Source organism: Burkholderia sp. HI2500, from assembly GCF_002223055.1.
Lineage (GTDB): Bacteria > Pseudomonadota > Gammaproteobacteria > Burkholderiales > Burkholderiaceae > Burkholderia.
In genome coordinates this window covers 1,726,401-1,739,280 of the sequence record NZ_NKFL01000004.1, presented here as the reverse complement: position 1 = coordinate 1,739,280, position 12,880 = coordinate 1,726,401, and the positions used below count along the sequence as shown (strand labels likewise).

Sequence of the window (12,880 nt, the reverse complement as noted above, 5' to 3'; positions counted from 1 at the left end):
CGCAACGAGCACCGGCGCAGCTACGAGAAATATGGGGCGAACTGGCATTCATTGCGGCCCAATATAACGCGCCTCAAAGCGCTTGTACAGCACTTAGCACGTCGTCCACATGACCCGGTACCTTGATGCCGCGCCATGCCTGGCGAAGCACGCCGTCGGCGTCGATCAGGAACGTGGAGCGCTCGATTCCGCGCACTTCCTTGCCATACATTTTCTTCATCTTGATGACATCGAACAGCGCGCACAGCGCCTCGTCGGCATCGGAAATCAGCGGGAACGGCAGTTCGAGCTTTGCCTTGAAATTGTCATGCGAGCGCAGGCTGTCGCGCGACACGCCGATGACTTCCGCACCGGCTTTCTTGAACTTCGGATAGAGATCGCGGAACTGCAGCCCTTCGGTCGTGCAGCCCGGCGTGTTGTCCTTCGGATAGAAGTACAGCACGAGTTTCTTGCCCTTCAGGTCGGACAGCGAAATGTCGCCGCCCGTGGCCGGTGCGGTGAAATCGGGAACTTGACGGTCAACTTCGACGGACACGTGTTTCTCCTGTTGTTATGGAAAGGCGCCGCTGCGGCGGCGCGGTACGGCGGGGCGTCGCGGCAGCGCGCCGCAAGGGCGCAGCGGCGACGCCGGCTCGTGCGAACTCAGTCGGGCTGGACGATCAGTTCGCCGGAGCGGCCGGGGATTTCGCCCCACGTGACAGGGTACGATGGCAGCGAGTCGCGGTCCAGCGTCGCGTGGTAGTCGCCCATCGTCGCGAACGTATGGCCTTGCGCGCGCCAGCCGGCGAGCAGTTGCTCGAACACGGGCGCGAGCTTCTGGCCTTCCAGTTCCGCATGCAGCGTGAACACCTGGTCGTGCGGATTGGTTTCGGTGAACTTGAGGATGTGCGCGGCGACGTTGTGCGTGTCGACGCCGTCGATGCCGAGCACTTCGTCGAGCGTCGGCAACGTGGTGGGCATCTGCACGTGCGACAGCGTGCGGCCGTTGACGACGGGCAGGTACGGCGAATGGCCACGGCCGTCGGAGGCGTAGCGCATCCCCCATGCGTCGATCTGCTCGAATGCGGAATCGTTCATCTGCCAGCCGGCCGCGCCGTGCGTGACGGGCGGCGCGCCGAAGACCTCGATGAAGCGCGCGTGACTCTTCTGCATTTCACGCGCGGTCCAGTCGCGATCGCGCGCGCGGACGTTGTCCTGCCAGTAGACGTGATCCCACGTGTGGATCCCGCATTCGAAGCCGGCCTCGTGAATCGCACGCATGTCGGCGATCGCGCGGCGGCCGATGTCGGGGCCCGGCAGCAGCACGCCGTACATCAGCTGCTTCACACCGTAGTGCTCGACCACCGACGTGCGCGACACTTTCTTCAGGAAGCCGGGGCGGAACACGCGCCGCAGCGCCCAGCCCGTGTGATCGGGCCCGAGGCTGAAGAGGAAGGTTGCGCGCGCATTGAAGCGGTCGAAGATGCGCGCGAGGTTCGGCACGCCTTCGCGCGTGCCGCGCAGCGTGTCGACGTCGATCTTGAGGACGATGCGAGCCAAGCGAACGTCCCGATCAGCCTTGCTGTTCGACGAGCGCGCGCGCGTCGGCGACGTGGCCGCGATACGCTTCGAAGATGTTGCGCAGCGCGTCGTCGAACGTCGCTTGCGGCGCCCAGCCGAGTTCCTGCATCGTGTTGTCGATCTTCGGCACGCGGTTCTGCACGTCCTGGTAGCCGTTGCCGTAGTAGGCGCCGGACGTCGTCTCGACGAGCTTCACCTGCTTGGCCGAATCGGCGTACTCGGGGAATTCCGCCGCCAGCTCGAGCATCTTGTGTGCGAGTTCGCGAACCGAGAAGTTGTTCTTCGGATTCCCGATGTTGTAGATCTTGCCCGACGCGACGCCGTCCTTGTTCTCGATGATCTTCATCAGCGCGCTGATGCCGTCGCCGATGTCGGTAAACGCGCGCTTCTGCGAGCCGCCGTCGACGAGGCTGATGTTCTCGCCGCGCACGATGTGGCCGAGGAACTGCGTGACCACGCGCGAGCTGCCTTCCTTCGGCGTGTAGATCGAATCGAGGCCCGGGCCGATCCAGTTGAACGGGCGGAACAGCGTGAAGTTCAGGCCTTCCATCCCGTAGCCCCAGATCACGCGGTCCATCAGCTGCTTCGAGCACGCGTAGATCCAGCGCGGCTTGTTGATCGGGCCGTAGGTGAGGGCCGATGCATCCGGGTCGAACTGCTCGTCCGAGCACATGCCGTAGACCTCGGAGGTCGACGGGAACACGAGGTGCTTGCCGTACTTGACGGCCGAACGCACGATCGGCAGGTTCGCCTCGAAGTCGAGTTCGAACACGCGCAGCGGCTGCTGGACGTAGGTGGCGGGCGTCGCGATCGCGACGAGCGGCAGGATCACGTCGCACTTCTTCACGTGATACTCGACCCACTCCTTGTTGATCGTGATGTCGCCTTCGAAGAAATGCATCCGCTCGTGGTTGACCAGGTCACCCAGCCGATCGGTCTGCATGTCCATGCCGAACACTTCCCAATCGGTGGTTTCAAGAATGCGCTTCGACAGGTGATGGCCGATGAAGCCGTTCACACCCAGGATCAGGACTTTTTTTGCTTTCATGAATGACGGGAAGAATGAATGAACTGCGCGAATTCCGCGGGCGTCACGACGGTTTCGCTGCCGTCGCGCTGCTGCCACAGCTCGAGAATGGATAGGGCGCGGCTGTCGCCGCAGACGCCGAATAGCGCATTATCGCTTACGTGCAGGCCGGGCGGCAAATCTGCCGCGGCGGCCGCAGCCGCGCTGCCGGGCGCCGCCAGGCGCGCGCGCGCGATCACGAAACGCGTGCCGTCGACGTCCGTGAACGCGCCCGGATACGGGGGCGCGACCGCGCGCACCAGGTTGTAGACCTGCGCGGCCGGCTTCGACCAGTCGACGCGGCCGTCCTCGGGCTTGCGCCCGCCGTAGTAGCTGCCGGTCGAGAGATCGTTCGGCAGGTGCGGCGCCTCGCCCGCGAGCAGCGCGGGCAGCACGCGCCAGAGCGTCTGCTCGGCCGCTACCGTGACCTTGTCGAACACCTGCGTGGCCGTGTCGTCCGGCAGGATCGGCACCGCGGTCTGGCCGATGATCGCGCCCGCGTCGGGCTTCGCCGCCATCTCGTGCAGCGTCGCGCCGGTTTCGGTTTCGCCGTTCAGCACCGCCCAGTTGGTCGGTACCCGACCCCGGTATTTCGGCAGCAGCGACCCGTGCATGTTGTACGCGCCCTTCGGCGCGATCGCGAGCAGGTCCACCGGCAGCATGTGCCGGTAGTAGAACGAGAAGATGAAGTCCGGCTGCGCGTCGGATACCGCGCGGCGCAGCGCCGGATCGGCGGGATCGGCCGGCGTGACGACCGGAATGCCGTGCTCGGCCGCGACGGATGCGACGCTGCCGAACCAGATGTTCTCGTTCGGGTTGTCCTCGTGGGTGACGACGAGCGCGACGTCGACGCCGCGCGCGAGCAGCACCTGCAGGCAGCGCACGCCGACGTTGTGATACGCGAAGACGACTGCGCGCGGCTTCATTGCGCGGTACCCGTGCGGTTCGCGCCGGCCGGCACCGGCGGCACGCCGTCGTGCTGCTCGAGCACGGCCTGGATCAGGTAGCGCGGCCGTGCCCGCACCTGCTGGTAGATGCGGCCGACGTATTCGCCGAGCAGGCCGAGCGCGAAGATGATCACGCCGAGCAGGAAGAACGTGATGGCGAACAGCGTGAACACGCCTTGCACTTCCGCGCCGACGATGAAGCGTCGCACGAGCAGCAGCACGAACAGCGCGGCGGAGCCGAGCGACAGGATCACGCCGATGAACGACAGCCACTGCAGCGGCACGACCGAGAAGCCCGTCACGAGGTCGAAGTTCAGCCGGATCAGGCTGTACAGCGAGTACTTCGACTCGCCGGCGAAGCGCTCCTCGTGCGCGACCTCGATTTCGGTCGGTTTCTGCGCGAACGTGTACGCGAGGGCGGGGATGAACGTGTTGACTTCACCGCACACGTTGATCGTGTCGATGATGCGGCGGCTGTATGCGCGCAGCATGCAGCCCTGGTCGGTCATCTTGATGCGCGTGATGCGCTCGCGCAGGCGGTTCATCATCTGCGACGCCTTGCGCCGCCACAGGCTGTCCTGGCGCTGCTTGCGGATCGAGCCGACGTAGTCGTAGCCCTCGCGCATCTTCGCGATCAGCTTGCCGATTTCCTCGGGCGGGTTCTGCAGGTCGGCGTCGAGCGTGATGACGATCTCGCCGCGCGATTGCGCGAAGCCGGCGAGGATCGCCATGTGCTGGCCGTAGTTGCCGTTGAGCAGCACGATGCGCGTCGTGTCGGGACGGACGTGGAACTGATCGGCGAGCATCGCGGCCGAGCGGTCGCGGCTGCCGTCGTTGATCAGGATCACTTCGTATGACGTGTCGAGTGCGTCGAGCGCCGGATACAGCCGCGCGAACAGCGCAGCGAGGCCGTCTTCCTCGTTGTACACGGGGATGATGACCGATACTTCGGGCCGGCCGGCGTCCAGGTGCCCGGCGGCCGGATGCCCGGCGCGTGCTTCAAGGTGACTCATGTACGCTTATTTTCCGTATTGTTCACAAATCTGGTTGATGGCGTCGACCACGCGACGCACGTCGCCGTCCGTCATCTGCGTGAAGAGCGGCAGCGTGACGGTCGACGCGCCGTACCGTTCGGCGTGGGGGAACATGCCCTCCTTGAAGCCGCGTGCACGGTACAGCGTGAAAAGATGGATCGCCGGGTAGTGGATGCCCGTGCCGATGCCGCGTTCCTTCATCTGCGCCATGAACTCGGCGCGGGTGATCGTCAGGCGCTCGAGCGGCAGCGTGATCAGGAACATGTGCCAGTTGCCGTTCTCGAATTCGGCGATCGGCAGGCCGACGCCGAGTTTCACGGCTGCGCTACCGTCGAATGCGGCGAAGTAGGCACGCGCAAGCGCGCGGCGCTGCGCGGTGAAGCGTTCGATGTGCGGCAGCTGGCCGAGGCCGACGCGCGCGGCCACGTCGGTCAGGTTGTACTTGCCGCCGAGCACGTCGCAGTCCATCCCGTCGAAGCCCGTGCGCGTGATGCCCTGCAGCCGGTACTTCTGCGCGAGCGTCGCTTCTTCCTCGTTGTTCAGCACGAGTGCGCCGCCTTCGATCGTCGTCAGGTTCTTGTTCGCGTGGAAGCTGAACGACACGATGTCGCCGATCGCGCCGATGCGCTTGCCGTTCCACGTCGAGCCGAACGCCTGCGCCGCATCCTCGATCACGCGCAGCTTGTGCGCGCGCGCAATCGCGTACAGGCGGTCCATGTCGACCGGCAGGCCGGACAGGAACACGGGGATGATGGCCTTCGTGCGCGGCGTGATCGCCTGCTCGAGCTTGTCGAGGTCGATATTGCGCGTGACGGGATCGATGTCGGCGAACACGGGTGTCGCGCCCGTCTCGAGGATCACGTTGCTGGTCGAGACCCACGACGCCGGCGTCGTGATCACTTCGTCGCCGGGGCCGACGCCCGCGATGCGCAGGCCGATCTCCAGCGTGCAGGTGCCCGAATTGAACGCGCGGACCGGACGGCCGCCGCAGTACTCGGACAGCGCCGCCTCGAATTTCTGGCTCTGCGGGCCGGTGGTGATCCAGCCCGAGCGCAGCACGTCGACGACGCCCTGGATGGTTTCCTCATCGATCTCGGGGCGGGTGAACGGCAGAAACGGAGCGGTAGTCTGGCTCATGTACGCTTTTGGCCTGTAATGGCGTGTAATAAAAGGGTCGGGCGATCCCGGCCGAAACCGGCATTAAACACCGGTTGGCGGAATCGCACCGTGATTTTTTGTAGGCAGACGCTTAATGCGCGCGGCGGGCGTGCTCAGCTTCGCGCGAGCACCAGCACGCCGATCAGGATGATGCCGATGCCGACGAGCCGCTGGACCGACAGCACTTCGCCGAACAGGTACCAGGCCGCGAATGCGTTGACGACGTAGCCGAGCGACAGCATCGGGTACGCGATCGACACGTCGACCCGCGACAGCCCGACGATCCAGACCACGACGCTCAGCACGTAGCAGCCGAGGCCGCCGATGATCGGCAATTGGGTCGCGATCTTCAGGCCGACCGGGATAATGTTCGCACGGCTGAATTCGAAGTGTCCAACGGCGTTGACGCCGGCTTTCAGCAGAAGTTGCGCACAGGCGTTGAGCATCACGCCGGTGATGATGCAGACGAACGAAACGGGATTCATGCAGCGGGCGTCCTTACGATTGCGGTTTCTCGACGATCACGCGGCGGTTGTCGCGTGCAACCACGCGCATCGGCACGCCTTGCTTGACCAGGTTGTCGTACTCGCCGGGCGGCATGATCGCGAGCGCATGGGTTTCCTGCTTCCAGCGCGTGATCCACTCGTCGACGGTCGGAATCCACTTGTTCGGCTCCATCGAGATCCCGAACGCGAGCTCGTCCTGGCGCTGGACCATGATCGTCGTGTGGCCCATATAGAACGGGAACGTGTGATCGAGCATCTCGATCGAGTAGAACGGCGTGTCGGCCGGCAGTTTCGCCAGTTCGGCGCGCACGGTGGGCGCGAGCAGTGCGCCGGAGCTGTAGCGGCCGAATTCGTCGTGACCGGTGCCGCCGATCGTGCCGAACGCGAGCCACGCGGCGCCGAAGGCGGCGAGCGCGGCGGCCGCGCCCGCGCGGCGGTTCAGCCATGCGGCCGCGAGGGTCAGCACGGCCGCGACCGCGAGGCCCGCGTACAGCCACATCTGGAACGCGCGGTACAGCGCGTTCGGCGTACGGGCATCGCCCTGATACGCAAGGAAGATGATCCCGAACGCCGCGACGACGAGGAACACGAGATAGCCGAGCAGGTGGCGGCGGAACCGGTCGGCGCTCATCAACGGCAGGTACGCGCCGATGATCAGCGCGAGCGCCGGCGCGACCGGCAGCACGTACGAGATCAGCTTCGAATGCGACGCGCTGAAGAACAGGAAGATGAATGCGCTCCAGATCAGCAGCACGAGCATCGGCGAGAAGCCGTTCGGCTGGCGCGGCATCCGCAGCGCATGGCGGATGCTCTGCCACGCGACCGACAGCCACGGCAGGAAGCCGACCAGCAGCACGGGCACGAAGTAGTAGAGCGGGCCCGGGCGGTTCTGTTCCGGGGTCAGGTACCGGCGGAACTGCTGGACGATGAAGAAGAAGTTGAAGAACTCGGGGTTGCGCTGCTGGACGAGCACGAACCAAGGCGTGACGATCGCGAAGAAGATCACGAGTCCGCTCACCAGGTACAGGCGCTTCCACAGCGCCCAGTCGCGTGCAATCAGCGTATAGAGCACGAGCACGGCACCGGGCAGGATCAGGCCGACGAGGCCCTTCGACAGCACCGCGAACGCCATCGCGGCCCAGCATGCCCACATCCAGCCGCGTGCCGCGGCCGGGCGCAGCCCGGGCCGCTGCGCGAGCAGCAGCGAGCACAGCGACAGCGCCATCCAGAACGCGAGCCCCATGTCGAGCGCGTTGAAGTGGCCCATCAGGTTCCAGTACGGCGACGACGCGAGCACGACGGCGGCGAGGAAGCCCGACAGCGGGTTGAACAGGCGCGCGCCGGTGTAGCCGACCAGCAGGATGCCGGCGAAGCTCGCGACGGCCGTGTAGAGGCGCGCCTGCCATTCGCCGATGCCGAACCACGCGAACGTGAGCGCGTTCAGCCAGGTCTGCAGCGGCGGCTTCTCGAAATACTTGTAGCCGTTGTAGCGCGGCGTGATCCAGTCGCCGGTGACGAACATCTCGCGCGCCATTTCCGCATAGCGGCCCTCGTCGCTCGGGATCAGGTGGCGCAGCCCGAGCGGCGCGAACCAGACGATCGCGAGCGCGATGACGAGGAGGACGAGCGTGATGCGATTGAGCGGTAGCCTCGACGGCGTATCGTTCATGGATTTTCAGCCTGTTGGTTATTGTGACGGGCCGCCGGCGGGTTGCGCCGGGGGCGGGCGGCCTGGCCGGGCCGATCCGGGGGATCGACCCGCTGCGCCGGCCCGAGTTTTACCGCATCCGGGATTAACGTTCAATTAAGAGCGCGGCGGCGACTTTGCGGCCCTCGGCCATCAGGATGTTGTAGGTGCGGCAGGCCGCCTGGAAATCCATCGTCTCGACGCCGATCCGCTTCGCCGTGAGCGCCGCGACGAGCCGCGGGTGCGGGAAGCGCAGCCGCGCGCCGCTGCCGAAGATCACGAGTTCGGGTGTCGGGTCGAGCAGCATCGCGAAATGCTCGGGCGCGAGCGCGTCGAACGACGACACGGGCCATGCCTGGACCGGCGCGCCGGGCAGCACGATGACGCTCGTTTCATGGCGTTCGAGATTGACGTCGACATAATCGGGGCCGTAGCCGGTGACGGTGTTGAGCGCGCCGCTCGTGTCCTGGTGCAGTTTCAAATCGGTATTCCGCGGTTCCGTAGGGGGAATGTATCGCAGGGCCACACGGGCCCGGATGGCCGGTTTCGCTTGCCCGGGCACGCGGGACGCCTGACGGCGCGGGCCCGGCGCGGCTATGGTGCATTGCGAAAGTCAGCCAAAATCCGCTAAATTATAACTTTTTGGTCGCCCCCGGGCGCCACTTGCGTCGCGCGTCGCCACAAGCCGCGCCCGACCGCCCGCTTTTTCCCCCAGTCTAGACAGCGCGCACAGACCGGCCGCTTTCCAGTTTTGATCCCGTCCCCCGGCCGCAAGGCCAACCCAGGAACCGTGTCGTCGTGAAACCGATTCAGAAGTCGAACAAGCTGCTCAACGTCTGCTACGACATCCGTGGCCCGGTGCTCGAGCACGCGAAGCGCCTCGAGGAAGAAGGCCACCGCATCATCAAGCTGAACATCGGCAACCTCGCGCCGTTCGGTTTCGACGCGCCGGACGAGATCATCCAGGACATGATCCGCAACCTGCCGACGTCGTCCGGCTATTCGGATTCGAAGGGCGTGTTCTCGGCGCGCAAGGCCGTGATGCACTACACGCAGGAAAAGGGCGTCGTGGGCGTCGGCCTCGACGACATCTACATCGGCAACGGCGCGTCCGAGCTGATCGTGATGGCGACCCAGGCGCTGCTGAACGACGGCGACGAAGTGCTGCTGCCCGCGCCCGACTACCCGCTGTGGACGGCGGCGGTCAGCCTGTCGGGCGGCACGCCGGTGCATTACGTCTGCGACGAGCAGAACGCGTGGATGCCCGATCTCGACGACATCCGCCGCAAGATCACGCCGAACACGAAGGCGCTCGTCGTGATCAACCCGAACAACCCGACGGGCGCGCTTTATTCGGACGAATTGCTGCTCGAGCTGCTCGAGATCGCGCGCCAGCACGGGCTGATCGTGTTCGCCGACGAGGTGTACGACAAGATCGTCTACGACGGCCTCGAGCACACGGCGCTGGGTTCGCTGTCGGAGGACGTGATCACCGTCACGTTCAACAGCCTGTCGAAGAGCTATCGCTCGTGCGGCTATCGCGCGGGCTGGATGGCCGTGTCGGGCCTCGGCGGTGACAACCGCCGGCACGCGAAGGATTATCTCGAGGGGCTCGGCATCCTGTCGTCGATGCGCCTGTGCGCGAACGTGCCCGGGCAGTTCGCGATCCAGACGGCGCTCGGCGGCTACCAGAGCATCAACGAGCTGATCGTGCCGAGCGGGCGCCTGTACAAGCAGCGCGAGCTCGCGTACGACATGCTCACGTCGATCCCGGGCGTGACCTGCGTGAAGCCGCAGGCCGCGCTGTACATGTTCCCGCGCCTCGACCCGAAGCTCTATCCGATCCAGAACGACCAGCAGTTCATTCTCGACCTGCTGCTCGAGGAGCGCGTATTGCTCGTACAGGGCACGGGCTTCAACTGGACGACGCCGGATCACTTCCGCGTGGTCTTCCTGCCGAATCTCGACGACCTGACCGATTCGATCAACCGGATCGCACGCTTCCTCGACGGCTACCGCAAGCGCCATTCGGCCTGAGCGGCACGGCCACACGGAACTCACTAATTCTTACTCATTCGATCACACGCAGCATGGAACCGATCAAAGTTGGCCTGTTGGGCTTCGGCACGGTGGGCAGCGGCACCTTCACGGTGCTGGGCCGCAACCAGGAAGAAATCAAGCGACGCGCGGGGCGCGGCATCGAGGTGACGCGCATTGCGGTGCGTAACCCGGCGAAGGCGCTGGCTGCGCTCGGCGGCGATGCCGGCGCCGCGCAGATCACCGACGATTTCAATTCGGTCGTCGATGATCCGTCGATCGCGATCATCGCCGAGATGATCGGCGGCACGGGCATCGCGCGCGAGCTCGTGCTGCGCGCGATCGCGAACGGCAAGCACGTCGTGACGGCCAACAAGGCGCTGCTCGCGGTGCACGGCACCGAGATCTTCGAGGCCGCGCGCGCGAAGGGCGTGATGGTCGCGTTCGAGGCGGCCGTCGCCGGCGGCATCCCGATCATCAAGGCGCTGCGCGAAGGCCTGACCGCGAACCGCATCCAGTACATCGCGGGCATCATCAACGGCACGACCAACTACATCCTGTCGGAAATGCGCGATCGCGGGCTCGACTTCGCGACCGCGCTGAAGGCGGCGCAGGAGCTCGGCTACGCGGAAGCCGATCCGACCTTCGACATCGAAGGCGTCGACGCCGCGCACAAGGCGACGATCATGAGCGCGATCGCGTTCGGCGTGCCGGTGCAGTTCGAGCGCGCGTACGTCGAGGGCATCAGCAAGCTCGACGCGACCGACATCCGCTACGCGGAAGAACTCGGCTACCGGATCAAGCTGCTCGGCATCACGCGCCGCGCCGAAAACGGCATCGAGCTGCGCGTGCATCCGACGCTGATCCCGGAGAAGCGCCTGCTCGCGAACGTCGAAGGCGCGATGAACGCGGTCGTCGTGCACGGCGATGCGGTCGGCACGACGCTGTACTACGGCAAGGGCGCGGGCGCGGAGCCGACCGCATCGGCCGTGGTCGCGGATCTCGTCGACGTCACGCGCCTGCACACGGCGGACCCCGAGCATCGCGTGCCGCACCTCGCGTTCCAGCCCGACAGCCTGTCGAACACGCCGATCTTGCCGATCGAGGAAGTGACGAGCGGCTACTACCTGCGCCTGCGCGTTGCCGACCAGACCGGCGTGCTGGCCGCGATCACGCGCATCCTCGCCGAATCGGGCATCTCGATCGACGCGTTGCTGCAGAAGGAGTCGGAGCAGGTCGACGGTGCGAACGGCGAAACCGACATCATCCTGATCACGCACGAAACGGTCGAGAAGAACGTCAATGCGGCGATCGCGCAAATCGAGAGCCTCGCGACGGTCGTGTCGAAGGTGACGAAGCTGCGCATGGAAGCGCTGAACTGAGCTGAGGGCGACATGAACTACATCTCCACGCGCGGCGCCGGCATCGGCGAGCGCCACACGTTCTCCGACATCCTGCTCGGCGGTCTTGCGAAGGACGGCGGGCTCTACCTGCCGGCCGAGTATCCGACGGTGTCCGCCGACGAGCTCGCGCGCTGGCGCACGCTGTCGTACGCGGATCTCGCGTTCGAGATCCTGTCGAAGTTCTGCGACGACGTGCCGGCCGACGACCTGCGCGCGATCACGCGCCGCACGTACACGGCCGACGTGTACCGCAACACGCGCCATGGCGAGAACGCGTCCGACATCACGCCGCTGAAGACGCTCGGCACCGAGAACGGCGCGCCGATCTCGCTGCTCGAACTGTCGAACGGCCCGACGCTCGCGTTCAAGGACATGGCGATGCAGTTGCTCGGCAACCTGTTCGAGTACACGCTCGCGAAGCACGGGCAGTCGCTGAACATTCTCGGCGCGACGTCCGGCGACACGGGCAGCGCGGCCGAATACGCGATGCGCGGCAAGGCCGGCGTGCGCGTGTTCATGCTGTCGCCGCACAAGAAGATGAGCGCGTTCCAGACGGCCCAGATGTTCAGTCTGCAGGATCCGAACATCTTCAACCTCGCGGTCGAAGGCGTGTTCGACGATTGCCAGGACATCGTGAAGGCCGTGTCGAACGATCACGCGTTCAAGGCGCAGCAGAAGATCGGCACGGTCAACTCGATCAACTGGGCACGTGTCGTCGCGCAGGTCGTGTACTACTTCAAGGGTTACTTCGCGGCCACCCGGTCGAATGACGAGCGCGTGTCGTTCACGGTGCCGTCGGGCAACTTCGGCAATGTCTGCGCAGGCCACATCGCGCGGATGATGGGGTTGCCGATCGCGAAGCTCGTGGTCGCGACCAACGAGAACGACGTGCTCGACGAGTTCTTCCGCACGGGCGCGTATCGCGTGCGCAGCGCCGAGAACACCTATCACACGAGCAGCCCGAGCATGGACATCTCGAAGGCGTCGAACTTCGAGCGCTTCGTGTTCGACCTGCTCGGCCGCGATCCGGCGCGCGTGATGCAGCTGTTCCGCGACGTCGAGGAGAAGGGCGGCTTCGATCTCGCGGCGAGCGGCGATTTCTCGCGCGTCGCCGAGTTCGGTTTCGTGTCGGGCCGCAGCAGCCACGCGGATCGCATCGCGACGATCCGCGACGTGTTCTCGCGCTACGACACGATGATCGACACGCATACGGCCGACGGCGTGAAAGTCGCGCGCGAGCATCTCGACGCGGGCGTGCCGATGGTCGTGCTCGAGACGGCGCAGCCGATCAAGTTCGGCGAAACGATTCGCGAAGCACTCGATCGCGAAGCCGAGCGGCCGGCCGCATTCGACGGTCTCGAGGCGCTGCCGCAGCGTTTCGAGGTCGTGAAGGCCGACGCGCAGCAGGTGAAGGACTTCATCGCCGCCCATACGGGCGCATGACGCACGGCCGGGCCTGCGGGCCCGGTTGAGCAGGACGGC

12 protein-coding genes are annotated in these 12,880 nt (G+C 65.7%); 3 read left to right on the top strand and 9 right to left on the bottom strand.

Annotated features, from left to right (window positions below; translation table 11 throughout):
• Positions 1 to 73 precede the first annotated feature (73 nt).
• From CFB45_RS10770 to CFB45_RS10730, 9 genes are all read right to left on the bottom strand, one after another.
• Complete coding sequence (locus CFB45_RS10770; protein WP_006756046.1) at positions 74 to 535, bottom strand: peroxiredoxin; 462 nt, start codon at positions 533 to 535, stop codon at positions 74 to 76.
• A 107-nt stretch (positions 536 to 642) separates the two neighbouring features.
• Entirely contained in the window at positions 643 to 1,539 is an 897-nt protein-coding gene (locus CFB45_RS10765; protein ID WP_089425589.1) for a polysaccharide deacetylase family protein, read from the bottom strand.
• Positions 1,540 to 1,552: 13 nt separating this feature from the next.
• On the bottom strand, positions 1,553 to 2,608 hold the full coding sequence (locus CFB45_RS10760; protein WP_006482864.1) for a bifunctional UDP-4-keto-pentose/UDP-xylose synthase: 1,056 nt from the start codon (positions 2,606 to 2,608) through the stop codon (positions 1,553 to 1,555).
• Positions 2,605 to 3,552, bottom strand: coding sequence for a formyltransferase (locus CFB45_RS10755; protein WP_089425588.1), 948 nt, complete (start codon positions 3,550 to 3,552; stop codon positions 2,605 to 2,607). The genes CFB45_RS10760 and CFB45_RS10755 overlap by 4 nt, the downstream gene beginning before the upstream one ends.
• The gene (locus tag CFB45_RS10750; protein ID WP_089425587.1) at positions 3,549 to 4,586 is read right to left on the bottom strand and encodes a glycosyltransferase; all 1,038 of its coding nucleotides are present in this window, start codon (positions 4,584 to 4,586) and stop codon (positions 3,549 to 3,551) included. The genes CFB45_RS10755 and CFB45_RS10750 overlap by 4 nt, the downstream gene beginning before the upstream one ends.
• A 6-nt stretch (positions 4,587 to 4,592) precedes the next feature.
• A complete protein-coding gene (locus CFB45_RS10745) occupies positions 4,593 to 5,744 on the bottom strand; it encodes a DegT/DnrJ/EryC1/StrS family aminotransferase (protein ID WP_089425586.1) in 1,152 nt (383 codons plus the stop codon).
• A 134-nt stretch (positions 5,745 to 5,878) separates the two neighbouring features.
• Positions 5,879 to 6,250 carry an EamA family transporter gene (locus CFB45_RS10740; RefSeq protein WP_011352303.1) on the bottom strand — a complete coding sequence of 124 codons (372 nt, stop codon included), beginning with the start codon at positions 6,248 to 6,250 and terminating at the stop codon, positions 5,879 to 5,881.
• Between the two features lie 13 nt (positions 6,251 to 6,263).
• Positions 6,264 to 7,940, bottom strand: coding sequence for a glycosyltransferase family 39 protein (locus tag CFB45_RS10735; protein ID WP_089425585.1), 1,677 nt, complete (start codon positions 7,938 to 7,940; stop codon positions 6,264 to 6,266).
• A 124-nt stretch (positions 7,941 to 8,064) separates the two neighbouring features.
• Positions 8,065 to 8,439: an Mth938-like domain-containing protein gene (locus tag CFB45_RS10730; RefSeq protein WP_012328660.1), complete on the bottom strand. Its 375-nt coding sequence runs from the start codon at positions 8,437 to 8,439 to the stop codon at positions 8,065 to 8,067.
• A gap of 317 nt (positions 8,440 to 8,756) precedes the next feature.
• On the opposite strand from CFB45_RS10730, the gene CFB45_RS10725 reads away from it, so the two are divergent.
• The 3 genes from CFB45_RS10725 to thrC are packed head-to-tail and all read left to right on the top strand — an operon-like array spanning position 8,757 to position 12,841.
• The gene (locus CFB45_RS10725) at positions 8,757 to 9,995 is read left to right on the top strand and encodes a pyridoxal phosphate-dependent aminotransferase (protein WP_089425584.1); all 1,239 of its coding nucleotides are present in this window, start codon (positions 8,757 to 8,759) and stop codon (positions 9,993 to 9,995) included.
• A 53-nt stretch (positions 9,996 to 10,048) separates the two neighbouring features.
• Positions 10,049 to 11,377: a homoserine dehydrogenase gene (locus CFB45_RS10720; RefSeq protein ID WP_046545878.1), complete on the top strand. Its 1,329-nt coding sequence runs from the start codon at positions 10,049 to 10,051 to the stop codon at positions 11,375 to 11,377.
• Between the two features lie 12 nt (positions 11,378 to 11,389).
• Positions 11,390 to 12,841 (top strand): threonine synthase, encoded by a 1,452-nt coding sequence (gene thrC, locus CFB45_RS10715; protein WP_089425583.1) that lies wholly within the window; start codon positions 11,390 to 11,392, stop codon positions 12,839 to 12,841.
• The last annotated feature ends 39 nt before the right edge of the window (positions 12,842 to 12,880 follow it).